General features: G+C 60.9%; 23 protein-coding genes and 4 pseudogenes. 3 read left to right on the top strand and 24 right to left on the bottom strand.

Annotation, left to right across the window (positions count from 1 at the left end):
• Positions 1–4: 4 nt before the first annotated feature.
• The 15 genes from abaF to MO767_RS10695 form a co-directional block, all read right to left on the bottom strand.
• Positions 5–1,402, bottom strand: a complete 1,398-nt coding sequence (abaF, locus tag MO767_RS10765; RefSeq protein ID WP_282480449.1) for a fosfomycin efflux MFS transporter AbaF — start codon at positions 1,400–1,402, stop codon at positions 5–7.
• A gap of 71 nt (positions 1,403–1,473) precedes the next feature.
• Positions 1,474–2,391: a dihydrodipicolinate synthase family protein gene (locus MO767_RS10760; RefSeq protein WP_282480448.1), complete on the bottom strand. Its 918-nt coding sequence runs from the start codon at positions 2,389–2,391 to the stop codon at positions 1,474–1,476.
• A 137-nt stretch (positions 2,392–2,528) separates the two neighbouring features.
• Positions 2,529–3,557, bottom strand: coding sequence for a proline racemase family protein (locus MO767_RS10755; RefSeq protein ID WP_282480447.1), 1,029 nt, complete (start codon positions 3,555–3,557; stop codon positions 2,529–2,531).
• Positions 3,558–3,687: 130 nt separating this feature from the next.
• Positions 3,688–4,410, bottom strand: a complete 723-nt coding sequence (locus tag MO767_RS10750; RefSeq protein ID WP_129445004.1) for an amino acid ABC transporter ATP-binding protein — start codon at positions 4,408–4,410, stop codon at positions 3,688–3,690.
• Complete coding sequence (locus MO767_RS10745) at positions 4,403–5,053, bottom strand: amino acid ABC transporter permease (protein ID WP_282480446.1); 651 nt, start codon at positions 5,051–5,053, stop codon at positions 4,403–4,405. The genes MO767_RS10750 and MO767_RS10745 overlap by 8 nt, the downstream gene beginning before the upstream one ends.
• A gap of 10 nt (positions 5,054–5,063) precedes the next feature.
• A complete protein-coding gene (locus MO767_RS10740) occupies positions 5,064–5,729 on the bottom strand; it encodes an amino acid ABC transporter permease (RefSeq protein WP_008157202.1) in 666 nt (221 codons plus the stop codon).
• A complete protein-coding gene (locus MO767_RS10735) occupies positions 5,722–7,500 on the bottom strand; it encodes an aconitase family protein (protein ID WP_282480445.1) in 1,779 nt (592 codons plus the stop codon). Before MO767_RS10735 ends, MO767_RS10740 begins: the two co-directional genes overlap by 8 nt.
• A gap of 10 nt (positions 7,501–7,510) precedes the next feature.
• Entirely contained in the window at positions 7,511–8,329 is an 819-nt protein-coding gene (locus MO767_RS10730) for a transporter substrate-binding domain-containing protein (RefSeq protein WP_149629624.1), read from the bottom strand.
• 250 nt (positions 8,330–8,579) lie between these two features.
• On the bottom strand, positions 8,580–9,329 hold the full coding sequence (locus MO767_RS10725; RefSeq protein ID WP_074877194.1) for an AraC family transcriptional regulator: 750 nt from the start codon (positions 9,327–9,329) through the stop codon (positions 8,580–8,582).
• Between the two features lie 74 nt (positions 9,330–9,403).
• Positions 9,404–10,660, bottom strand: coding sequence for an FAD/NAD(P)-binding oxidoreductase (locus MO767_RS10720; RefSeq protein WP_282480444.1), 1,257 nt, complete (start codon positions 10,658–10,660; stop codon positions 9,404–9,406).
• Entirely contained in the window at positions 10,657–10,893 is a 237-nt protein-coding gene (locus tag MO767_RS10715; protein ID WP_282480443.1) for a (2Fe-2S)-binding protein, read from the bottom strand. Before MO767_RS10715 ends, MO767_RS10720 begins: the two co-directional genes overlap by 4 nt.
• The gene (locus MO767_RS10710) at positions 10,886–12,001 is read right to left on the bottom strand and encodes an FAD-dependent oxidoreductase (protein ID WP_282480442.1); all 1,116 of its coding nucleotides are present in this window, start codon (positions 11,999–12,001) and stop codon (positions 10,886–10,888) included. Before MO767_RS10710 ends, MO767_RS10715 begins: the two co-directional genes overlap by 8 nt.
• Complete coding sequence (locus MO767_RS10705) at positions 11,998–12,930, bottom strand: 4-hydroxyproline epimerase (RefSeq protein WP_282480441.1); 933 nt, start codon at positions 12,928–12,930, stop codon at positions 11,998–12,000. The genes MO767_RS10710 and MO767_RS10705 overlap by 4 nt, the downstream gene beginning before the upstream one ends.
• Positions 12,931–13,044: 114 nt before the next feature.
• The gene (locus tag MO767_RS10700; protein ID WP_282480440.1) at positions 13,045–13,716 is read right to left on the bottom strand and encodes a GntR family transcriptional regulator; all 672 of its coding nucleotides are present in this window, start codon (positions 13,714–13,716) and stop codon (positions 13,045–13,047) included.
• A gap of 108 nt (positions 13,717–13,824) precedes the next feature.
• Entirely contained in the window at positions 13,825–15,201 is a 1,377-nt protein-coding gene (locus MO767_RS10695; protein ID WP_282480439.1) for a M15 family metallopeptidase, read from the bottom strand.
• 154 nt (positions 15,202–15,355) lie between these two features.
• On the opposite strand from MO767_RS10695, the pseudogene MO767_RS10690 reads away from it, so the two are divergent.
• A pseudogene (locus MO767_RS10690) lies at positions 15,356–15,520 on the top strand (transposase domain-containing protein); the annotation flags it as partial.
• Here MO767_RS10690 and MO767_RS10685 read toward each other — a convergent pair.
• From MO767_RS10685 to MO767_RS10675, 3 genes and pseudogenes are all read right to left on the bottom strand, one after another.
• Positions 15,507–16,037 (bottom strand): DUF2867 domain-containing protein, encoded by a 531-nt coding sequence (locus tag MO767_RS10685; protein WP_129444998.1) that lies wholly within the window; start codon positions 16,035–16,037, stop codon positions 15,507–15,509. The pseudogene MO767_RS10690 and the gene MO767_RS10685 sit on opposite strands and share 14 nt — an antisense overlap.
• Before the next feature lie 251 nt (positions 16,038–16,288).
• Positions 16,289–16,440: pseudogene (locus MO767_RS10680) on the bottom strand (P-type conjugative transfer ATPase TrbB); the annotation flags it as partial.
• A gap of 13 nt (positions 16,441–16,453) precedes the next feature.
• Complete coding sequence (locus tag MO767_RS10675) at positions 16,454–17,074, bottom strand: DJ-1/PfpI family protein (RefSeq protein WP_282480438.1); 621 nt, start codon at positions 17,072–17,074, stop codon at positions 16,454–16,456.
• A gap of 126 nt (positions 17,075–17,200) precedes the next feature.
• On the opposite strand from MO767_RS10675, the gene MO767_RS10670 reads away from it, so the two are divergent.
• A complete protein-coding gene (locus MO767_RS10670) occupies positions 17,201–17,755 on the top strand; it encodes a TetR/AcrR family transcriptional regulator (protein ID WP_282480437.1) in 555 nt (184 codons plus the stop codon).
• A gap of 219 nt (positions 17,756–17,974) precedes the next feature.
• Here the strand turns inward: MO767_RS10670 and MO767_RS10665 are convergent.
• The 4 genes and pseudogenes from MO767_RS10665 to MO767_RS10650 form a co-directional block, all read right to left on the bottom strand.
• A pseudogene (locus MO767_RS10665) lies at positions 17,975–18,322 on the bottom strand (hypothetical protein); the annotation flags it as partial.
• Positions 18,323–18,333: 11 nt separating this feature from the next.
• Positions 18,334–18,690 carry a DUF6463 family protein gene (locus MO767_RS10660; RefSeq protein ID WP_149629618.1) on the bottom strand — a complete coding sequence of 119 codons (357 nt, stop codon included), beginning with the start codon at positions 18,688–18,690 and terminating at the stop codon, positions 18,334–18,336.
• A gap of 123 nt (positions 18,691–18,813) precedes the next feature.
• The gene (locus tag MO767_RS10655) at positions 18,814–18,975 is read right to left on the bottom strand and encodes a DUF2986 domain-containing protein (protein WP_129445197.1); all 162 of its coding nucleotides are present in this window, start codon (positions 18,973–18,975) and stop codon (positions 18,814–18,816) included.
• An 85-nt stretch (positions 18,976–19,060) separates the two neighbouring features.
• Positions 19,061–19,232 (bottom strand): annotated as a pseudogene (locus tag MO767_RS10650) (methylmalonyl-CoA epimerase); the annotation flags it as partial.
• 10 nt (positions 19,233–19,242) lie between these two features.
• On the opposite strand from MO767_RS10650, the gene MO767_RS10645 reads away from it, so the two are divergent.
• Positions 19,243–19,602, top strand: a complete 360-nt coding sequence (locus MO767_RS10645; protein ID WP_282480436.1) for a hypothetical protein — start codon at positions 19,243–19,245, stop codon at positions 19,600–19,602.
• 62 nt (positions 19,603–19,664) lie between these two features.
• On the opposite strand, the gene MO767_RS10640 is transcribed toward MO767_RS10645, so the two are convergent.
• Complete coding sequence (locus tag MO767_RS10640; protein ID WP_282480435.1) at positions 19,665–21,230, bottom strand: amino acid permease; 1,566 nt, start codon at positions 21,228–21,230, stop codon at positions 19,665–19,667.
• A gap of 153 nt (positions 21,231–21,383) precedes the next feature.
• Positions 21,384–22,544, bottom strand: coding sequence for an iron-containing alcohol dehydrogenase (locus MO767_RS10635; protein ID WP_282480434.1), 1,161 nt, complete (start codon positions 22,542–22,544; stop codon positions 21,384–21,386).
• Position 22,545: the final 1 nt, after the last annotated feature.

The following is a 22,545-nucleotide window of genomic DNA, read 5'->3' as shown; positions in this document are numbered from 1 at the left end:
GGGCTCAAGCCAACGAATCGCCCCGGCGAGTGGCAGCCGGTTCAGCAGTGTCCAGCGCGGCGATCCGCGCGGCGGATTCGCTATCCACCAGATGCAGCGACTTGCCACGGGTTTCCCGGGTCAGGCCGACGGCGACGATAGAGATCAGCGCGGCGCCGACCAGGTACCAGGCGATCGGTGTCGAGCTGTGGTACTTGTTGAGCAGGGTGAGGGCAATCAGCGGCGCCAATGAGCCGGCGAAAATCGGTGCCACCTGGTAGCACAGGGACAACGCGGTGTAGCGCACGTGGGTCGGGAACATTTCGGCCATCAGCGCCGAGTAGGGCGCGTAGGTCATCGACTCGATCGCCAGACCCAGAGTAATAGCGCCGATGATCAGCCAGTTGTTGCCGGTGTCCATCATCGGGAAGCCGATGAAACCCCAGAATGCGGTGAGGATCGCACCTGTCAGGTACACCGGTTTGCGCCCGACCAGGTCGGACAGATAACCCATCAGCGGGATCATGAAGAAATGCAGCAGGTGCGCGCCGAACATCAGAAACAGAATCTCTGAGGTGTCCTTGTGCACCACCAGCTTCAGGTAGGTAATCGAAAAGGTCACGACGGTGTAGTAAAGGATGTTCTCGGCAAACCGCGCGCCGATACCGACCAACACCGCACGCCAGTGATGACGCAGCACTTCGACCACACCCAGCTGTTGTTGCTTGTTTTGCGCTTGACGGGCCTGGGCTTCCTTGAAGATCGGCGCGTCATCGACGCTGGTGCGAATCCAGTAGCCGATCAGCACCACCACCGCCGAGAACCAGAACGCGACACGCCAGCCCCACGCGAGGAATTGCGCCTCCGACAGGTTCGACGACAACAGCAGCAACGCAACGGTCGCCACCAGGTTACCGGCCGGGACACCGGCTTGCGGCCAGCTGGCCCAGAAGCCTCGGCGATTGTCCGGACAGTGTTCGGACACCAGCAGAATCGCACCGCCCCATTCACCACCGAAGGCGAAACCCTGGATCAGCCGCAGCAGCACCAGTAACACGGGCGCGGCGTAGCCGATCTGGTCGAAACCGGGCAGACAACCCATCAGGAACGTGGTGATGCCGACCACCACCAGGCTCAATTGCAGCAGGCGTTTGCGGCCGAATTTGTCACCGTAGTGACCGAACACCAAGCCACCCAGCGGGCGTGCAAGAAAGCCGACCGCATACAGGGCGAAGGCGGCGAGGATGCCATCGATCGGGCTGTCGGTCTGGCGGAAGAACAGCTGGCCGAAGACCAGTGCCGAGGCGGTGCCATAGAGAAAGAATTCATACCATTCCGCGACCGTGCCGGCCATGGCCGCGGCCACGACACGTTTGAGCCCCGAGGGCGTGGTTGCGCGGGCGGTGCTGTGAGGATTGGGCATGCTGACGTTTCCTGTAGAGGAGCAAAGACAGGCAGCCGGGCCGGGTCCTCAAGGACCCGCCCGGCAATCACTCAGAGACCGACGTCCGGCAGTTCCGGACGGTTGGCGAGGGCCTTGGCCATGATCCGCTCGACGAAAACCCGATCGGCTTCCGGCAGGGCCAGGCGTGGCGGACGGGTCAGGGCGCTGCCGCGACCGGCGATGGCTTCGCACAGCTTGATGCACTGCACCAGGTCGGCACGGGCGTCGAGGTGCAGGATCGGCATCAGCCATTCGTAGATCGGCATGGCTTCGGCGAAGCGACCGGCCTTGGCCAGACGGAAGATGGTTTCGCCTTCTTTCGGGAACACGTTGGACATGCCCGAGACCCAGCCTTCGGCCCCCACTGCGATGCTTTCCAGCACCACGTCATCAAGGCCGGCGAACAGCACAAAACGGTCGCCCACTTCATTGCGTACGTCGATGAAACGACGGGTGTCGCCGGAGGAATCCTTGAAGCACACCACGTTGTCGCAGTCGGCCAGGGAAATCAGGATGTCCGGGGTGACGTCGTTTTTGTAGATCGGCGGGTTGTTGTAAACCATCAGCGGGACATCGGCATTCTTGGCCACGTAGCGGTAGTGCTCGGCGGTCTCGAACGGCTTGGAGCCGTAAACCAGCGCCGGCATCAGCATGACCCCGTCAACACCAACCCGGCGCACGGCATTGGCGACCTTGGCCGCTTGCACGCTGGTGAACTCGGCCACACCGCAGATCACCGGCACGCGGCCGCGGGAAGCGTCGACCGCGACTTCAGTCACGGCGATTTTTTCTTCGGCGGTCAGCGAGGTGTTTTCCCCCACCGAACCGCACACCACCAGGCCCGACACGCCGTCACGGATCACGTTGGAAATCACCTGGTGAGTTTTTTCCAGGTTAATGGTGAAGTCATCGTTGAATTGAGTGGTCACCGCGGGGAAGACGCCACTCCAGTTAATGCGCTTGCTCATTGTTGCCTCCGGTTCGTTAATTGTATTTCGTATACGATATTGCAAGTGAAAAGGCTCGGCCAGCGCTTTTTTCAGTTACGAGGGTTTTTTTGCTAGCCGTTGGTCAGAGATTTGGGTGAGGGTTTGTAAGGCTGTGCTCAGGCCCCAGGCCAGGTGTCGGACAGTCGATAGCCTTGGGGCCACGGATCACTCGGATCGAGCAACAATTGGTGGGTGCCGGTGATCCAGGCCCGGCCGGAAATACACGGGTAGATCGCCGGACGTCCGGCCACTTCCGTCAGCGAATCAATGCGGCAATGGAACTCGGAACCGATGATCGAACGGCCGATAAAACGCTCGCCGACCTGCATCAAGCCCTTGGCCTGCAGCACCGCCATACGCGCCGAGCAGCCGGTGCCGGTGGGCGAACGGTCGATCTTGCCGGGTTGAATCACCACCGCATTGGCGCCGGTAGCGATGCCATTTTCAACGACGATGGGCGCAGCGATCTGGCAGAAGGAAATATGCGACCACTCGGGGTTCAGCGGATGGACGAAGCCCAGTTGTTCATTGGCCGCGCGGGTGATTTTCAGCCCGACCTCGACCAGTTCGGCCGCTTCATCAGGACGAATGGAAAAGCCCAGGCGCTTGGCATCGGCGATCACAAAACTGTCGCCGCCGTACGCGGTGTCGACCTGCAATGAGCCGAGGCCTTCGACTTCGATCCAGGCGTCGAGGCGGTCAGCGAAGGAGGGCACGTTTTTTATTTCCACCCGTTCGACCTTGCCGTCCCGGCACTCAGCCACCGCCTCGATCAACCCGCCTGGCGCTTCGAGCACCAGCCGGGTTTGCGGTTCGGTCATCGGCAGGATGCCGCTGTCGAGCAACACGGTGGCCACGCACAGCGAGTTGGAACCGGACATTGGCGGCGTGTCGGCCGGTTCCATGATGATCCAGGCCATCTGCGCCCGAGGATCCTTGGCCGGCACCAGCAGGTTGACGTGACGGAACACGCCACCGCGAGGTTCGTTAAGCACGAAGTTGCGCAGGGTTTGATCCTTGGCAATCCAGCGCGACTGTTCCCACACGGTGGCCCCAGGTGGTGGTGCGACACCGCCGACGATCACGTCGCCGACTTCGCCTTCGGCGTGGCAGCTGACTACATGGATGACTTTTGATGAGCGCATGGTTTGCTCCTTGTTTTGTCTGTTAGGGCCTCATCGTCGGAACGCCGCCCGGAGCAAGCTCGCTCCCACAGAGTTTGGGGTGTTCACCGGGCCAATGTGGGAGCGAGCTTGCTCGCGATGGGGCCATTAGTTATTTCACCGATTTCAGGAAGGCCGCGGTTTCCGCATGCACCGGGTTGCCAATAACTTGATCAGGCGAGCCGATCTCGTGCACCAGGCCATTGCGAAAGAACGCCACACGGTCGGACACATCGCGGGCGAAGCGGATTTCATGAGTCACCAAGACCATGGTCATGCCGTCTTCGGCGAGCATGCGCATGGTGTCGAGCACCTCGCCCACCAGCTGCGGATCGAGGGCCGAAGTGGCTTCGTCGAACAGCATGTAGTCCGGCGACATGGCCAGGGCGCGTGCGATGGCCATGCGCTGCTGCTGGCCGCCGGAAAGCTTGCCGGGAAAGGCTTTGAGCTTGTCGCCCAGACCGACGTGAGTCAGTTGCTTAACGGCCAATTCCTCGGCTTCGGCCTTGCTCTTGCCCAGCACTTTGCGCGGCGCCAGCATCACGTTTTCCAGCACGGTCAGGTGCGGGAACGCGTTCCATTGCTGGAAGACGATGCCGATCTTCTGTCGCAGGCGGTTGAGGTCCGTGGCGCTGTGATGGACCTCGACACCGTCGACGCGGATGTTGCCTTTCTGGATCGGCTCCAGGCCGTTGATGCACATCAGCAGGGTCGATTTGCCCGAGCCGGAGCCGCCGATGATCGACACCACCTCGCCCTTGTTCACCGTCAGGTTCACGCCCTTGACCACTTCGAGGTCGCCGAAGGATTTGTGTACGTTGTCGATCTCAATCATTTTCTTGCCACCTTCTTTCCAGACGAGCGCCGAGGCGAGCGACCACCAGGCTCATGACGTAGTAGATGAGGCCCGCGATGCACAGCACCAGCAGCGGTTCCTGAATGCGGGTCACGATGGTTTGCGAAGCGCGCAGCAGTTCGACGATGCCGATCCACATCACCAGCGCGGTGTCTTTCATCACGCTGAGCACCAGGTTCAGCCAGCCGGGGAAAGCCACCCGTGTGGCCATCGGCAGGACAATCCAGCGCAGGTCCTGCAGGAAACTCAGCCCCAGGGAACGACTGGCCCGGCGCACGGTGAACGGCACCGACAGCACGCCGCTGCGCACGATCTCGGTGAAGTACGCGGCGGCGTAGACCCCGAGCACAATGCAGCCGACGCTGAAGGCGCTGATGTTCAAGCCGACGATGCTTTTCAGCGAGTTGAACAACACAAACTGGATCAGCAACGGCACGCTGCGAAACACGTCCAGCACCCAGGCCAGTGGCAGGCTGGCGCGCGGCAACAGCGCCCGCAGCAAGCCGAAACACAGCCCGGCGAAAGAGCCGAGGATGATCGACCAGAACGTGAGTTTCAGAGTGACCCAGGCGCCATCAAGCAAGAACAACAGGTCATTCCAGGAAAAACTGGTGGTCAACATGCTCACCTCCTCAGTAGCGGAACAGTCGCCAGGCCATCAGCCGGGCGACGGCGACGATCGCCTTGGCAATCAGGTAATACAGCGCCGCGGCGATGGCGAAGTATTCGAAGGTACGGAACGTCTTGACGTTGTAATCCTGGGTCACGCCGGTGAGGTCATTGTTCAGCCCGACGATCACCCCCAGCGACGTCATCAGCACCGCCCAGACCATCTGGTTACTCAACGGGTAGAACACGATCCGCAGTAGCTGCGGGACGATGATCATCCGGTAAGCCTGAAAGGCACTCATGCCCAGCGAACGCGCAGCGCGCACTTGCGTGCCCGGTACAGCCTTGAGGCCGCCGCGAAAGTTTTCCGCCAGGTAGCCGGCGTTGTTAAAGGTGATCCCGGCCAGCAGCGCGAACCATGAACTGACATGCAAGTCGAGCGAGCCCAGGCCGAAGTAGAGGACGTAGATCTGGAACAGCGACGGGGTGTTGCGGGCGATCGACACCCAGCCGTTGCCGATGCCGCGCAACAACGGTTGTTTGGTTTCGCGCATCACCGTCAGGGCCAGGGCGATCAGCACGCCGAAGATCATCGACAGCGCGGCGGTCTCGAAGGTGACCCAGGCGCCGGCGAGCATGTCCGGCAGGGCGCGCAGGGTTGCGCGCCATTGGAAGGTGTAATCAAACATGCGCTTGGCTCTCCAGAGAGGCGGCCGATTGCAGCCAGGCCGGCAAACGACCGCTGGCCGTGGCGCTGCAAGCGGCGTCGACACATTCGGCGAGGTTGGCGAAGTGCACCTTGCGGCCCACCAGGCCGGGTGCGTAATGGGCGTACTTGCCTGAGTTGGTCATCAAGGTTTTGGCGGCCAGCGGGATCACCGGCTCACCGAGCATGCACCAGCAGGTATCGGTGACCAAGGTGGCGCCGAAGGCTTCGATCACCGCGATATGTCCAGCCTCACGCGCCTGTTCCAGCACCGCGCGACCGCAGGTGATGGCGAGCACCACCTCGGGATGTTTATGCCGACCCCGACACAGCCGCGCCAGATGCGCGAATTCGCTGAGGGAGAAATGCGGGTTGCCCAGCGAGACCACATCTACCCGGTTGTCGCGGGCACTGTTGAGTTCGCGCCAGCTGAGCAGCAAATCCTTCAGGCAGATTTTTTCCACCGGCACAGGGGCATCCGCCTCCAGCACCTGCGTCGGGTCGAGTGCCTCCGGGGTCACCCCGGCGATATGAAACAGCGGCGCGGCGGAGGTGGTGGCGAAAGCGGCACCGAAGGCTTTCAAATCGTCCAGGCTTGGCTTGCTCTGTTCTAGCCCCAACACCAGCGGAATCCGGCTGCCGGCCAAAGCACCGATGTGGTAACCGAGCAGGGGGTAGAAGGCATCGTCCAGCTCGCGCAAAACCGGCAATTCGATTTGCAGTCTCGCTTTACGTTGCGCGTCCAGATGGCAACCGATCAGGGGCGCGCGGCCGGTCAGGGCGATGCAGATATCCAGGTAGTCCGGGTATTTCAGGGTGCGTGCGCCGAGCACGCTGTTGGCATACACCACCGCATTGGATTCGGCCCAGACGATTTGCTCGCCGGCCTTCGGCGCGCTGTCGAGCAGGTAGGGCGCGCAGGTAAAACTCAGCTGTGCGCCCATCGCCATGTACGCATCGCCCAAAGCACTGGCTGGCACGCCGAGTGCCGGATCAATGCCCAACTCACGCCAACGACGCTGGTCGACGGAAATCGAATTGAGGGTGGTCGGCACCCGCACGTTTGCTCCCCACTGCACCAGTTGTTCAGCAAAGCGCAGGCTAGCAGGTCCGGTATAAATGCAGCCGTCGATGTGCGCCTGGGTGACATCCACCAGGTGCCGGGCGCCTTGCAGTTCCGCCATGCGCAAGACGATTTGCATCGCCACTTGGGCCGCCTTGCCGTGCTCGCCGTCGAGCAGCGCCTGATCATGTTCGGTGAGTTCGATAGCGGTGCTTTTTTCTGCTGTCGGCAACGGACTGTCGAGTGCCTGCCAGGCATCGCCCGGCAGGTGTTCGAACAGAGTCACCGTTGACTCTTCGACCCGAGCAAAGGCCTTGCCGCGCAAGGCGGCGAAGGCCTCCCTGCCGATGCACAGCACCGGCAGGGAACGCTCGAAAATGGTCTGTGCCACGAGCACGCCCAGGGTCAGGATCTCATCGGGTTCGGCCAGCACCAGTGCGGAGGGCGCATGACCATTGCTGATCAGTTCCATCAGCACACTGCTGCCGGTGCACGAGCCGCGGCCACTGGGAATCGCCAGCACGCGGCCGGCCAGGTATTCGCCGCTGAGCGGGTGGTGACGGTCGATGACCTCGCCACTATACGGCTCGACCCCGCCCCAGAAACTCAGCCCGACATCGGCAAACAGCAGGGCGCCTTGTGCGGCGCCGGCGACCAGGCTGCGACCGGTCAGAGAGGTTGGCCTAGGCATGCCGGACACCTCAGTAATAGACCTTGGGCACGGTCAGGTCGGCGGGTGAAATCTCGGTGCCGACCCATTTGGTGAACAGCTCGTTGTATCGGCCGCTGCGCACCTGCTGATTGACGAACAGGTTGAGGTAGTTGAGCAGGCCATACTCGTTGCGCTTGGCGCCCAGGGACACGTAGTCGATGGTGTACGGCGCGTTACCGGCGATTTTCAGGTTCTTGTATTTGCCCGACTTGATCGTGGCGGCGGCGACGGTGTTGGTGACCACGGTAGCGTCGATGTGACCCTGGGCGACCGCCAGCAGCGTGTCGTTCTGCGACTGATAGGCGCGGAAGGTGCCGGTGCCCCAATTCTTCACGTCTTTTTCCAGGGCGATGGCTTCATAGGTGCCGCTGGTGTTGCCCAAGGCCTTGCCCTTGATATCGGCGAAGCTGTTGATGCCGGTGTTGTCGCGGGTCAGCACCACCATCTGGAAGGCGAAGTACGGCACGGTGAGGCCGACGGTCTTGGCCCGTTCGAGGGTGTCGGACGTGGACGCAACGATCACGTCGGCACGCCCGGAGACCAGCGCCGGAATTCGATCCGGGAAGGGCGTTTCAACCACTTCGGCATCGACCCCGAGGATTTTCGCCAGGTCGCGGCAGTAGTCCACGTCGAAACCAGCCGGGTTGTTGCCTTCATCGCGAAAACCCATGGGCGGGAAGTCCAGGGTCACGGCGCAGCGCAGCTTGCCCGAGCCAATAATGTCGTCCAGCTTGTCAGCCTGGGCGGTGGCGATGAAGGACGTACTGAGAACAGCGCTGAGGGCTACGGCAAATGCGGGGTTTTTCATAGAGGCCTCGTTGTCGGAAAGTGCTGTTGGATATCGTATTGTGAATTTCGTATACGATATGTGATTAGCAATGAGCGTGCCTGTTTCCGAACTAAGGCGAGAATTAATCGCCGAGCCTTGAGTTAAAGGTCTTACAAGATTGTGGGAATAGAGCGTAGGAGAAGAGCGCCTCGATGGGCTGTATCAGGCGGTGTTACAGAAGGGAGCAGTGGGTACGCTGGGCGCCCCTTAAAGGAACACTCGCCCGGGTTCAGCGACGGCTTTCGCGATACTGACTCGGCGCCAGACTGGTCAAGGCGCGGAACTGCCGGCTGAACGCGCTGTGATCGGTGTAACCGCAGCGCAGGGCGATCTCGGTGATGGGCAAGTCGGTGTGCAGCAAGAGTCGGGAGCCTTCTTCCAGGCGCGCCTTGTGAATCATCTGCCGTGGGGTGAGCTGGAACACCCGTTTGCAATGGCGCTCCAGTTGCGCCACGGAAAACCCGGCGATCGCGGTCAGTTCGGCGAGGCTGATCGGCCGGGCGAAATGGCTGCGGATGTGCGCGTCCACCGCCGCGAGTTTCTGGAACGCCGGATGACTGGACTGTGGCGCTTGCAGGTCGCGGGAGATGCCGGCCAGGCCGACGATCTGACCTTGCAGGTCGCGCAATGCGAGTTTGTGGGTCAGGCACCAGACCGGTTGGTTACCGTAATACAGGTGCAGTTCGAGTTGGTCGGCCAGTTCGCGGCCGGTGGACAGCACCCGCCGATCCTGCTCGGTGTACAGCGGGCCGAAGCGCTCGGGAAAGACCATGTCGGCGGTGCGCCCGAGCAGCTCGTCACTGTGTTTGAAGCCGCAGCGCCGGGCGAGGGTCTGGTTGACGAAGGCGTAGCGGGCCTCGCTGTCCTTGATGAAAAACACCACGTCCGACAGGGTGTCGAGCAGCGCCGCGATCGGCTGCAGGCTGCTCAGCAGGGTGGGCAGGTCGCAGGGTTTGAAGGTAGTGAGCGAGGCATACATGGCGCTGGGCGTCTGGAGGCAATGCCCGGGATCATAAAGACTCGGCGACGGAGCCGAAAGCCCCGGACCGGCATTCAGGCCGGCGGGGTGTCGTCCAGGCACAGCAAGGTCTCGATCCGCGCCGGACTGAAGGGTGGTCGTGGTGCCGAAGGTTGCCAGCCGAACAGGTGCTGCAACGCGCCGCCACACACCCGGCCCTGGCAGGCGCCCATGCCGCAGCGGCTGGCCAGTTTGGCGTCGCTCCAGTCAGTGTGCCCGGCAAGCAACCCGTAAGGCACGTCTTCGCAACGGCACACCAAGGTGTCGGGTTGCGCCAGCGATTTGAGTTGCGGGTCGAGGGTGAAGGCCTTGTTCAGGGCGTCGGCGAAACCCTGCCAGCGCGCACGCCGCGGCCACAATGCTCGGGCTGAATCAAGGTTGCCGACGGCGGCGTGGCCAGCGATGGCGCCTTCGACCAATGCCAGTTCACTGCCGCCGAAACCGGTGCATTCACCCGCCGCGAAGTGGTCGGCGCGGCGAGTGGCCTGCCAGGCATCGACGGCGATTGCCTGGCCATCGAGTTCGCAGCCAAGGGCTTGGCCGAGTTGGGTGTTGGGGATCAGGCCGAAACCGCAGGCCAGGCGATCACATTCCAGTTCGACGATTTTCCCTTGCTGTTGCAGGCGCACACCTTCCAGCCGCTCATTGCCCAGGGCGGCCATTACATAGGTCCCGGTGCGGTAGTGGCGGTCGAACAACGTGACCGACTGCATCAGCTTGTTGGGCCAGCGTGGCAGTTGTGCGGCGAAACCGGCGACCGCGGCCGCGCTGGCCTGCTCGGCAATGCGCAGCACCCGGGCGCCGTTGTGTTTTGCGGTGGCGGCGCTGGCCAGCAATAACGGTCCGCTGCCGGCAATCACAATGCGTTCGTCCTGAACCGGCAACCCGCCCTTGATCAATGCCTGGAGGCCGCCAACTCCCGTCACGCCGGGCAGCGTCCAGCCGGGGAAGGGCAGGAGCAACTCGCGGGCGCCGGTACACAGAATCAGTTTGTCGTAACCGATCAACCAGCCTCGATCGGCGTCTTCGACCAGCAGTTGTTTCGGCCCGGCGCAGGCAATCACCCGCGTGCCGGAGTGGCGGTGGATGTTGCTGCACGCCTCCAGTCGCTCGCGCATCTGGCGCGCCAGGTTCGGCAGGTGGGCCTGAGGTCCGTCACGCCAGATTTGCCCGCCCGGAAGCGGGTTGTCGTCGAGCAGGACGATGCGCGCACCGCTTGGCGCCGCAGCGAGCGCAGCGGCCATGCCGGCGGGGCCGGCACCGATGATCAGCAGGTCGGCATATTCGCTCATGCTTGAGTCTCCACGTGCATGCCGTCACGGCACAGCGTCTGGCAGGCCAGGCGCCGGCGACCGTCGATGGTCACCCGGCATTCCTGGCAAATGCCCATGCCGCACAGCGGTGCGCGGCGTTGGCCACTGACCGATGTGCGCGTGCAGCCGTCGCCGCACAGGGCCAGTGCCGCGGCGACGCTGGTGCCTTCGGCAACCCGCAGGGCACGTCCGTCCAGCATCAATTCAGGCATAAATGGGCTCTCCGAGAAAACGTTGCGGCAGATACGGTTGCGCGGCCAGTGGCGGCGTTTCGTCGAACAGCTGCGCGACCAGCAGGTCGGCGGTGCCCGGGGCGGTCGTCACGCCGAGGCCCTCGTGACCGACCGCCAGCCATAAACCTTTGCGTTGTGGATGCTGACCCACCAGCGGCAAGCCGTCGGGGCTGGCAGCGCGAAAACCGGTCCAGGCGCGGATGCCGTTGAGCTGAGCCAGCCCCGGCATGTAGTCGGTGGCACGCCGGAGCATTTTCGCCAGCATCCAGCCCTCGACTTGCGGGTCGGTGGTGCCGAATTGTCGCGAAGCACCGATGAACAATTGCCCGGTCGGCCGAGGCTGGATATTGCACGCCGTCGAGGGACCGCTGGCGTTGTGGGCACTGGTGACGTAGCCAAGTTCCACCAAGGTGTGGGTGACCTTGCCGGGGTAGCGGTCGGTGATCAGCAAGTGGCCTTTCTTTGGTTCGATCGGCAGCTCGGGGCAAAGCGCGTTGGCCTGGATGCCGTTGGCCAGAATCACCGCTTCGGCGCTTAGCCAGTGGCCGTCGTCGAGTCGCACACGGTTGCCATCGACTTCGCTGACCCGCGCCCGGCGTTGGCTGATGTTCGCTGTGTCGAGCATCCAGTTGGCGGTCGCCGGGGCATAAAGAATGCCGTCGCCATCAATCAGCAGGCCGCCTTCCAGGCCCTCGCGCAATTCGGGTTCGCGCTGGTGCAAGGCACTGCGGGAGATCAATTTGCAGGCCACGCCTTGGGCCTGCAAGTTCAGGTATTTGCTGTGGGCGACGGCCATTTCTTCGGCATTGGCCGCCAGCCAGAGGGTGCCATTGCAACGGTAGGCGCAGCCGTCGGGCAGGGCCGGCGCCAGTTCGCGCCAGCGTTGCAGGGAATATTGACTGAGGGCCAGTTCGGCCGGGTTGTCGTCGAGGACCAGCAAGTGGCCCATGCCCGCGGCCGTAGCGCCGGGCAGGCCAGCGTCCAGCACCAGCACGCGCAAGCCGCGACCTGCCAACGCCTGGGCACAAGCGGCGCCGATGATGCCGGCGCCGATCACGATCACATCGGCCACCAGGCCCTCGTTCACGGGCGAATGCCCCAGGCGAACGGGTCGTCCTGCTCGATGATCAGGCTGGCTTCGGCGCTGATAAAGGCGCGGCCGCGAATGGTCGGCACGATGCGCTCGCCCTGAAGTTCGTAGGAACCCTCGAACTCGCTGCCGATGACACTGGCCTGACGCCAGATCTGTCCCGGCTGCAATTTGTCGTCGGCTGCCAGGCACGCCAGTTTGGCACTGGTGCCGGTGCCGCAGGGCGAGCGGTCGTAGGCCTTGCCGGGGCAGAGGACGAAGTTGCGGCTGTCGGCCTGCTCGTCATCGGCGAACAGCTCGACATGGTCGATCAAGCCGCCGTCTTCGCCTCGGATCCCCTGAGCCTCCAGTGCTTGCTGCACGGCGAAGGTGTAGGCGGTCAGCGTATCGAGGTTATCGCCCGCAATGCGCAGGCCATGCTCGGCAATCAGGAAAAACCAGTTCCCACCCCAGGCAACATCACCGGTCACTTGACCGATACCGGGCACCTGCAGCGACAGCGCTTTGCGGTAACGGTAGGCCGGCACGTTGCGCACGCTGACCGAATGGTCTTCATGCAGCGTCGCTTGCACCGTGCCCACCGGGGTTTCGATGCTGTGCACCCCAGGGCCGATCTTGCCCAGATGCGCCAGCGAGGCCACCAGGCCGATGGTGCCGTGGCCACACATGCCGAGGTAACCGCTGTTGTTGAAGAAAATCACACCGGCACAGGCGCTCGGGTCCACCGGCTCACAGAGCAGGGCGCCGACCAGCACGTCACTGCCCCGTGGTTCCAGCACGCAAGCGGCTCGCCATTGATCATGCTGTTCGGCCAGCCGCTGTCGACGCTCGGCCATGCTGCCACTGCCCAGGTCAGGAAAACCGGCGGTCACCAGGCGAGTCGGTTCGCCGCCGGTATGGGAGTCGATCACGGTGATGCGTTTCATGGGATGGCCACGTCCGTTCAGATGAGTGAACGAAAGAGTGGCCTGTGCGGGGGCTTGGCGGCTTGATGGTTTTATCCAGTGCCGATGACGAAATCGGCACAGTGCGGCGAGGTGTCAGTGGCTGTGAGGCAGGTGCTCGAACAGGGTCTTGCAGACGCCAGCAATGTGCTCGTCGAGCAACTTCACCGCCAGGTCCACGTCACCGGCGCGGCAGGCCGCAAGGATTCCCCGGTGTTCGTGATCGGCGCGATCCTTGCCGGCCGACAGGCTCATCTGCATGCGCAGGTAGCGCTCCAGCTTGTCGTTGACCGAGCGGATCAGGCCGACCAGAAACGGTCGTTGCGCCGGTTCGTAGAGGCAGGCGTGCAGTTCCCAGTTGAGCTCGGCCCAGCGCCCCACGTCATCTTCGCCGATGAACTCCTGGCAGATGCGTTCGGCACGGGCGAAGGTTTCTTCGGTCATGTTGGGAATGGCCAGGCGCAGCACCTTGTCTTCGAGCAGCATGCGCACTTCGAACATCTGCGCCAGTTCCGCATCGGAAACCCGCGTGACCATCGCCCCTCGATTACGCTGGAACATCACCAGGCCTTCGGCCTCCAGGCGCTTGAGGGCTTCGCGCACCGGAATCTTGCTGACGTTGAACTGGCGGGCGATATCGTCCTGGCGAATCGGCTCGTCCTCGGCGAAATGCCCGGCGACGATGGCGTCACGCAGATGACGGGTGATGATTTCCGACGTCGAAGGCGAATTGCCAAGGTCGGGAGCGTTGAGTTTGGTCAGGGCCACGGTCGTGATCGTTAGGATTGAATTGCAGATATGGTATACGAATTTCCCCTGGGTGTTCCTTCGGCGATGGCCTGGACTTCCAGACACCGTCTGCCAATGCTGACGCTATCAACGTTCGGGAAGGTCCCAGCTTTCTCGGATTTGCTCATATTCCGCCTCGGGCATTTGAACCAGCAGAGGGGACCGGCGAGGGTCCAGCCAATTGAACAAACGAGCAATATCCGCTGGATCCATGGCGGTGCAGCCCAGCGTCGGAGAGGTGGGGCCACGCCAGATGTGAAAGAAAATGCACGAGCCCGAGGCGGGGGACGCTGGCGTATTGTGCTCGATGAAAATGCCTTTTCGATACATGTCGTCATCGCGACGCATACGTTCGGAGCTGTTCCAGTCTTTCGAAACAGTCGCTCCATCAACCAGCTCGTTATAGCGTGCGGAGTGGCTGTCATCCACGCATTCGATGGTCGAGGTCAACGCAAGGTAAGGCAGTTTGGTGTCGGCCGTACCGTCGTAGCCAAAAGCCGTTCCCAGTTTGAATACCCCGGCAGGCGCTTTTCCATCGCCTTCACGTTTGACCGGACCTTCGCGTTGCTCAACGCTGCTCAGACCCTTGCCCCACGCCAGCCCGCTCTTGCCGACCACCACCGGAAACGGCGATTCGTATTTACGAAAGGTCTTTCCCTGCCGTTCATAGCGCTGGGCCGTCCCCTGGATGTCAGTCCAGTTTTTTGTGGTGACCACAATCAGCTGATTGGCGGTGTCGAGAGCATCGCGCGTACCCAGCGGCGTGATGGGGAAGTCCATGACGTTTTTCGGCGAACCTTCACCGCTGTAGGTGAAGTGCCACCATTCCTTGGAGTACCCGGAAAACCCTTCTTTCTCCATGGCCCTGCTGAGCTTCTGGCGATTGTCCCTGGCGGCAGCGCTGATCGTCGGGTTGTCGGTATGCGCTCGCTCATCAAAGCAATCGAACCCCGTGCCCATGTCGAGCGCGCCGTCGCGCCAACGCTGGCCATAGGCGGCCGTGCAATCGACTTGCCCGGCTGAAGGCGTCCAGCTATCGACGGACAGGGCATCCGGACCGGTCAGTGTCAGATCCACGGTTGAGCCTTTGGAGTGGTTCGATACCCGGGCCACGTAACCCAGGCGCCAGAAGTCCTGCTTGTCTACGCGCGGATAGAACTCGGCCTTGCGCGGGTCACCCGGCACCAAAGCGAAGCGCCCCATATCGGTAACGGCACGGCTGGGCCGATAACAGTCAAACACCTTCAAACCGTAGCCCTGCGCCCGCAAGGCTGTTTGTACCCGAGCGAGGGCCTTGGCGGCGTCCAGTGATAACAGGCACTCCCCAGCGGCGTAACCGTCGAGTGGGTGCCCGGTGAAGTTGTGAGCGCTGGCATAGCGAATGTCTTGCTCGATGCCCTGATCAATCGTACGCAGATAAACCATGTTCTCGGGGCGTGTCTCTGCGCCGGCGATGCAGGGCACGACAATGCTCAGGCATAAAATCCATCGCAGACAGGTCCGCGTGAGCCTGTTTGGCAGACGGACTGGAAATGGCGTCGAGAAGGACGGAGGTTTGATTGGGCACAAAGGGCGCATGCGATGCCTCCAAAGATTCTGGTTTCTAAACCAGATCATAAAACGTGCGGCTGCGATTATGAGTTTGATCCAGTCGGCACGGCTTAAAGGGCATGATCCGTATGCCTATCTAAAAGATGTGCTGACACGGCTGCCGACACAGCGGGCGAGTGAGATCGGGCAACTGCTACCGCATCAGTGGGTGCCGGACCTTAGGGGCAGGTAGCCAGAGGCCAACCGACGCGCGCTGCACGGAGGAGGTTGGCCTTAACAACCAAGCGGTGAAATGGGGCAATAACGAAGATGTAGGCCCGGCCTAGACGGTTGTGGCACTGGACCACGGTTGAAAAAACGAGTTGGCGACTGCCTTCTGGCTCTGCCTCTCCAGAACATAGGATCGATATCCGGAAGTCGAGGTGCTTGTCGTCCTCTCCCAACACGATTTCAGTCTGGTTCGTGCTGTAGACCTTGAAGGCTCCAATCCGATTAGCGAGTGATGCCAAATGTTTGGCTGTCTTGAGACCAAAACAGGCAACGATAGTGTCTCGGACTTTCAAGAGCCATCCGATCCAGGATGGCTGGTGGGAAAGGATGAATCGAGCTAGCAAATCTGGATTGCTAGATGTGCCCGCAGGGAGCCGAATCGCAAAAGCGTCCGCTAGGTGCATCGACTTGTAAAGGTGGGTGATGCCGGACCTCGAGGGGACTGGCACGGACATAATGAGCTCAAATTCTCGGGGCATCGGGGATCTCTCCTGAGTTCTAACTACTAATTAGACGACATGCCATGTCGCGTTTCTTGTTGCGATGGTTTTGTCGTATAACGCTCCTTGTCGCCCTGTAAGTGCTTGTCTAGCTTAGAAGTGACGGTTACCGACTTTCAAGCCGGACAGGGACAACCGCGCTCACTGCTCATTCCCAAGCACACGAGGTATCTGCATAGTGGAGGAATCTCGCTGTACAAGCGGCTCTTTTTCCATATTGCGGCGTGCCTACTTAGGCTATCAGGTACGTATTCAAGTGTGGGGTTCACGGCAACTTCAGGTTCCAGGCGCAGTAGCGCACCAGGAGCGGAGCTCGCATGGGTCGTGGCGATGCCGTCCGGATAACCAATGTCCACGCCTTGATGAGGTCCAGAGCCTCGCTGAGCGAGCATGGATTAACTGGATGTTGTTGAGGCGCCAACTTCTCCTTGTCGGATACTGAGCCCGATCAAGGCATCATAGAGCTCTTGCTGCCCAGCTGGCAGAACAGGGAGCAACGTCGCACGGCGCTTGTCGACATCGAACCAGGATTCAACCAACCATCCCACCAGATAGAGCGCCGCAAGGCATCCGCCAGCGGTTGCAACGTTCCCCTGGCATACAAGAGGCTGGTCCATGGGCTCAAGTCCCAGAGCTTGCAAGCTTGATCGTGCATCCGGGTGTGTAGTTGCTTGGCCGCTGAGCAGCCCAAGCCGTTCGAGAATGAAAGCTCCGGCGCATATGGAGCCGATTCGCTGGCGTCTGGAGTCAAGTTCAAACGACGGCAGGAAATCTGGGGCGGCAAGTGCAGCGGGTATCCCTTCCTTGCCGCTGACGAACAATACCGCGTCGGCACTATTGGCCGCGGAAAGCGGACCATGCACCCAAACAGGCAGGCCGTGCGCCGATCGCACGATAGAGCTAGAACCCAATATTCGGACGTGCCAGTCCTCAGTGTTGCGGCCTAAAATGTCCCACATCAGGAATAGGTCGATATCAGTGAATTGGTCGAAAGCAACCAGAACGATTTTCTTCAAGGCGAGCTCCATGAAAAGTGCTGGCGTGCAAAACGCAACGGCCATCTTTGCTGGTGTTCGCAGCGTATCAATCGGTTGCGCACCATACACAGTCTGTATGGCGCTAAATATGGAGCGAAATAACTGGTGAGAAAACTAACTCGTAACCATTGGATCGCGGCTGGTTTTGAGGCTCTCGATCAAATAGGGCATATTGGCGTTTCGGCCGAGAGTCTATCGCGCCGATTGAATGTGACCCGCGGATCGTTCTATCACCATTTCCGCAATCGCGAAGACTTTGTCCGCACCTTGCTGGCCGCTTGGGAAGAAGACTACACGGACCGCATGCTCGCTTATGCGGCGCAGGGTCGTAGCGCGGGCGAAACCTTGAAACGCTACTTGAGTATTGCCGCTGAGAAACAACCTGGGCGGGAAGTTTCCATCCGAGCCTGGTCGCTGCACGATCCGTTGGTAGGCGAGTTTCAGCAGCGTGTTGACACAAGACGACTGGACTTCGCGATACGGACGTGCCGCCGCTTGGTCCATATGCCAGGCGAAGCAGAAGTGATTGGTAAGGTGGCCCATCTGTGCCTGATTGGTGGTCAACAGGCAGGGCTGCGGCGTGATGCCGCTCGCTTCAACAGTTTCCTGCATCGAGCCTTTTCACTTTTCGAAGAGGCTCTTCCACCGTGGCGGACCTAAGTCATGAACTAAATTGGGTAACTGAATAAGGCAAGCCGCCGAGCTAACGCGATCTACCAATCTCCAGCTCTAGTGCACGCCATTGGTCTCCTAGGGCTAACGTCCATGTCACTGGCCCACGGCACTAATTTGAGTACGGCCTTCACCACACGCATACCCTGCACAAGGCGTATTCCCCGTACGCTTACGGTCATTCCACGGCGGCAATGGGATTTCACTTCATCTGCGGTCAGGAGGTTCTGGGGTGTGAGTAGGTCGTGGAAGCGATGCGATCATTTGATCAAAGGCCGCTACCGCATATCTTCCATCAAGGCTTTTCAAGGTCGGCATTTCTGAAGGAAAACTGAATCGAACTCTGCCGGGAAGCACTTCATCCATAGCTGAGTACCAGGTCCGCAGAGCTTGTTGGAGGCGCACGTGTAGTTCGAATCTACTCCGTCGGCGTGTGGTGTCTGCTTTGGCTCGTTCTCGCGCGAGTTGAGGATCCATGCGGCCAACAATGTAACAGTCAGCAAAGCCAATACGTCCTTGTAGGATCGTTTCTCTTGTGGCGTCCAACTCTATGCGCGTTTTTAGGCCTACCAGCCATACCCTGCCGCGATGATCAGCGGAGAAACCAGCAGCGTTGCCCAGAACCCCGATTTTGGAACTGCAATGACGCAAATGATCGAGATCATAAGCACATAGATGCCAACCATTTTAAGTAGCGCGAGATCGCTAACGGCTACGGCGTGAATCGCTGTCTGCCCTGCGAGCATAAAAAGCGGCCCCAGCATGGTAAACCAGAGAGCAGTGCGCCGATCTTCGTGCGCTTTGAATTGGTCAACGAAGCCAGAGCCTACGGCGGCGGCGAATGCTGTTTTGAACTTGATAATACCGAATGGAATATGGAGGACGCCCAGGGCGAACAGGGTCCATGCGACGATGTTTGACATGTCTTATATGCTCCGTACGGTAAGGTTGGATAAGTGCCTAACGTTTGTTTAAGGGCGCCGGCCCGGTCCCAGCTTTATCGCGCAGCGTCCAGCAACCGAGGAGAGCGACATTGAGTGCGTAGATCAGCTCTCAGGGGAAATGATCGAGTCTGCACTGGGTTCAGCTGCTAGTTTCAATCGGTCAGCTTTACTAATGTATTTAGACTTGCTTGACGGTGCCAATTTGGCGCTGGCCTTTTTTGCGTGAGCCTTCAATAACTGCTGTATTTTTTTACGACGATTCATGTTTTCTGCTCGGCTTGTCAGTTCTTGGATGATGGTACCAGCAGCACCTACTTCAGCCCAAAGCATACATTCACCGCAGCAACACTCAGGCAAACGCAGCCTCGACAAATGCCTCCAGCGCCTTGTCTTCCAGGATTTCGATAGAGAAGTGCCTGAAGCGCTTGGGCAACCTCGATGTCCGGTGTCGAGTAGCAGTGGCGATAAATCATCCCCTCGCCCGAGGAGTCCAATAGCTCTCTCAGGTTCCCCGCCAATGGGGAAGCATCTATGTTCAAAGTAACGCCCAATCCACCGGACACCGATCCGGTGTCCCCGTACGAACCCGATTCGAACAAACTCAACGAGGCCGCCGAACGGGCCCTCGACTTTCACTTCCCGTCGACTGCCGACATCAAAGCCACCGGGCGTACCCACCGCACTCTGTTTTCCGTGGACCCAGGGGCTACTACCGAAACCCTGGCCGTTTATTTGGTCGAGACGCTGGCTTCGGTCGATGTGATGGTCCATCAGCTGGTGGATCATCTGGACGGTGGGTCGCGCTATGCCCTGTGGGGCATTTCAAACAGCATCAAGGTGGCGGAGATCACGGCGAACCGGTTGCTGGATAAAATCGATCTACCTGCGTAGGCGCGGCTCGCTGTGGCAAGGGAGCTGGCTCCCTCGCCACCGTTTGCTCATGACTGCAGCAATCAACTTCCACCCCGGTTATTCAACGCCTCTTCCGCCGCCGCAATTTCAGCCTGACGCTTGACGATCATATCGCCAATCGGCGGACCCTGAAAACGTCGGGCCTCAAAACCGAACCAGACGATGGCCGTCAGCACCAGAAAGCCGAGGGTGATGTACAGCGCCCAATCGTTCGGTGGCTGGATGCCGATGACGAAAATGATCACCATCGAGAGGATCGAGAGGATGGCGAACACCGAGTACCAGAAACGTCCCATGTTCCACGGCCCCATGGCCGGCCACTTCGATGTCCCGTAGGTAAACAGGCCCAGCACGATAGGGATGATGAAGGAGAAGAACAGGAAGATCACCGTGCAGGACACCACGATGGTATAGACCGGGGTTGCGCCGACCGATATCACGGACGATCCCCAGTCGAACAATACCGCCAGGGTGGCACCCGTCCAGATCGCCGCCACCGGGCTGCGATAGGTCGGCGAAACCGAGGCCAGTGCTTTCGAGCAGGGTAGGCCACCGTCACGGGAAAACGCGAAGATCATGCGTGAGACCGAGGTCACGGTTGCCAGCCCGCAGAGGAACTGTGAGATGAAAATCGCCACGTACAGCGCGAGCTTTACGGTTGGGTTGACCTGTGTGTTCATGGCCCAGAAAAACACGTTCCAGCCTTGCTTCGCCGCCTCGTCCATGTTCGGCAGCATCAGCACAAACGAGCAGAGCATGACCCAGCCAAACAACAGCGACCAGACCACCGACATGACCATGCCGCGCGGCACCGACATGGCCGCATTTCGGGTCTCTTCCGAGGTATGCGCAGAGGCGTCATAGCCCGTGATGGTATAGATCGGCAACAGCAGGCCGAGCATGAAGATCCAGCCGTTCGAAACCTGTGGCCAAACGCTGCCGCCAGCCTCGCCGGAATAGTTGCTGAAGGTCCATAACCGGGTGAACTCATAACTGGGTGCAGAGATCAGGCAGACGATGGTCAGCGCGAGCGCCGTGGCGAAAATCAGGTAACCCGAGAAGTCGGTGAGCTTCGCGGTCAGGCCGATACCCAGGTGGTTACACAAGGCCTGGAGGCCGGTCAGGATCGCCAGGAAAATCACCCGGGTCGTGGTGGTGTCTTCCATTCCCAGGGCCGGTCCGAAGGCGCCGAAAAAGAAGTAATAGGTACCGACGTTGATCGCACCGAGCACGGTGACCAGCCCGAGCAGGTTGAACCACGCGGTCAGCCAGCCGGTGAAGCGGTTACCGAGAATCGAGCCCCAGTGATAGAGGCCGCCAGCGGTGGGGTAGGCCGAGGAAATCTGCGCCATGGCCATGGCGAAAACCCCGGAGATCAGGCAACCGATCGGCCAGCCGATGCCGATCGACGCACCGCCCGCCCCCGAGGTGCCCTGAGCGAGTGAGTTGATGCCACCCGAGAGGATGCAGATGATCGAAAAGGAAATGGCAAAATTGGAGAAAACGCCCATGCGTCGTGAGAGCTGCTGGGCATAGCCCATGCTGTGCAGCACCTTGACGTCATCGTCTTGCGGCGCGCTCGTGCCGGGCTGGCTTGCTGGATTCATGTTGTGTGCCCCTTAGGTTTTGATACGCATCCACCCGGGTTTACGTTACCGGATGGGCTGGCCTTCAACCCCTTGTCGTACTGCTCCTGTTTCTTACGGATAAACCCTTTCCATGCTGCGCGTTCGCACCTTGGCCATGGACAGACAACTGCTCTACAGACGGCCGTGGTAGGCCGCTTCGAAAATTTCTGCCGCGCCATTTCGGGTCAATGGCAACGGGTTGCCGCCGGCGCAAGGGTCGACAATCGCCATGTCCGCGATCAGGTCGGCCTGCCGGTCATCCACCCCTAGCTCAACCAGCGTATGGGGCACGCCGATGTCCTTGCGCAACTTGAGGACGAAGGCCAGAAAACTGTCGAAGCCGGGTGAGGGCAGACGCAAATAAGCCGCGAGGCGGGTGATGCGTTCCTCGATGGCCGGGCGATTGAATTTCAGGACATAGGGCATGAACGTGGCGTTGGTCATGCCGTGATGGGTGTCGTACAGGGCGCCCACCGGATGTGAGAGGGCGTGCATCCCGCCCAGGCCTTTCTGGAAAGCGGTAGCGCCCATCGCGGCGGCCGCGAGCATTTCCGCGCGCGCCTCCAGGTCCGAGGGTGTGTGTACGGCTCGCACCAGGGCATTGGCGACCAGGCGCATGCCTTCCACCGCAATCCCTTCGGCCATGGGGTGAAAACCGGGGGCGCAATACGATTCCAGGCAATGCGCAAACGCATCCATGCCGGTGCCTGCGGTGACCTTGGCCGGCATGCCGACGGTGAGGGCCGGATCGCTGATGACCACGCGCGGCATCATCTTCGGGTGGAAGATGATGCGTTTGGTGTGCGTACGCTCATCGATGATCACCGCGGCACGGCCCACCTCGGAGCCGGTACCCGCCGTGGTCGGCACCGCAATGATCGGGGCGATGCTGCCTTCGTCGGCGCGGGTCCAGTAGTCGCCGATGTCTTCGAAATCCCACACCGGTCGGGTTTGGCCACTCATGAAGGCGATGAGCTTGCCCATGTCCAGGCCGCTGCCACCGCCGAAGGCGACCACGCCATCGTGTTTGCCAGCGCGCCAGGCATCGAGCCCGCCCGCCAGGTTGGCTTCGACCGGGTTGGGTTTAAGGTCGCAAAACAGCGCGACGCCAAGGCCGGCAGCGCGCAAGGCGTCCAGCGCTGCGGTGGTAATCGGGGCACGCGCCAAACCACTGTCGGTGACCAGCAACGGTCGCTGGATTCCTTGACTGCGGCAGATCTCGGCAAGCTCGGCGATGCGGCCGACACCGAAGTGGATGCTTGTGGGGTAGTTCCAGTTCGCGGTCAGGCTCATG

The sequence above is a fragment of the Pseudomonas sp. UYIF39 genome, assembly GCF_029963765.1.
In the GTDB taxonomy this organism is placed as follows: Bacteria; Pseudomonadota; Gammaproteobacteria; order Pseudomonadales; family Pseudomonadaceae; genus Aquipseudomonas.
This window is presented reverse-complemented; position numbering and strand designations above follow the sequence as displayed.

Excerpts from the sequence above, each read along its gene's own strand:
- abaF (WP_282480449.1), bottom strand. The coding sequence starts at position 1,402 with ATGCCCAATCCTCACAGCACCGCCCGCGCAACCACGCCCTCGGGGCTC.
- MO767_RS10645 (WP_282480436.1), top strand. The coding sequence starts at position 19,243 with ATGTTCAAAGTAACGCCCAATCCACCGGACACCGATCCGGTGTCCCCG.
- MO767_RS10635 (WP_282480434.1), bottom strand. The coding sequence starts at position 22,544 with ATGAGCCTGACCGCGAACTGGAACTACCCCACAAGCATCCACTTCGGT.
- MO767_RS10740 (WP_008157202.1), bottom strand. The coding sequence starts at position 5,729 with ATGTTTGATTACACCTTCCAATGGCGCGCAACCCTGCGCGCCCTGCCG.
- MO767_RS10655 (WP_129445197.1), bottom strand. The coding sequence starts at position 18,975 with ATGAATCGTCGTAAAAAAATACAGCAGTTATTGAAGGCTCACGCAAAA.
- MO767_RS10735 (WP_282480445.1), bottom strand. The coding sequence starts at position 7,500 with ATGCCTAGGCCAACCTCTCTGACCGGTCGCAGCCTGGTCGCCGGCGCC.
- MO767_RS10715 (WP_282480443.1), bottom strand. The coding sequence starts at position 10,893 with ATGCCTGAATTGATGCTGGACGGACGTGCCCTGCGGGTTGCCGAAGGC.
- MO767_RS10750 (WP_129445004.1), bottom strand. The coding sequence starts at position 4,410 with ATGATTGAGATCGACAACGTACACAAATCCTTCGGCGACCTCGAAGTG.
- MO767_RS10685 (WP_129444998.1), bottom strand. The coding sequence starts at position 16,037 with ATGCCCCGAGAATTTGAGCTCATTATGTCCGTGCCAGTCCCCTCGAGG.
- MO767_RS10755 (WP_282480447.1), bottom strand. The coding sequence starts at position 3,557 with ATGCGCTCATCAAAAGTCATCCATGTAGTCAGCTGCCACGCCGAAGGC.
- MO767_RS10745 (WP_282480446.1), bottom strand. The coding sequence starts at position 5,053 with ATGTTGACCACCAGTTTTTCCTGGAATGACCTGTTGTTCTTGCTTGAT.
- MO767_RS10660 (WP_149629618.1), bottom strand. The coding sequence starts at position 18,690 with ATGTCAAACATCGTCGCATGGACCCTGTTCGCCCTGGGCGTCCTCCAT.
- MO767_RS10705 (WP_282480441.1), bottom strand. The coding sequence starts at position 12,930 with ATGAAACGCATCACCGTGATCGACTCCCATACCGGCGGCGAACCGACT.
- MO767_RS10760 (WP_282480448.1), bottom strand. The coding sequence starts at position 2,391 with ATGAGCAAGCGCATTAACTGGAGTGGCGTCTTCCCCGCGGTGACCACT.
- MO767_RS10725 (WP_074877194.1), bottom strand. The coding sequence starts at position 9,329 with ATGTATGCCTCGCTCACTACCTTCAAACCCTGCGACCTGCCCACCCTG.
- MO767_RS10640 (WP_282480435.1), bottom strand. The coding sequence starts at position 21,230 with ATGAATCCAGCAAGCCAGCCCGGCACGAGCGCGCCGCAAGACGATGAC.
- MO767_RS10730 (WP_149629624.1), bottom strand. The coding sequence starts at position 8,329 with ATGAAAAACCCCGCATTTGCCGTAGCCCTCAGCGCTGTTCTCAGTACG.
- MO767_RS10720 (WP_282480444.1), bottom strand. The coding sequence starts at position 10,660 with ATGAGCGAATATGCCGACCTGCTGATCATCGGTGCCGGCCCCGCCGGC.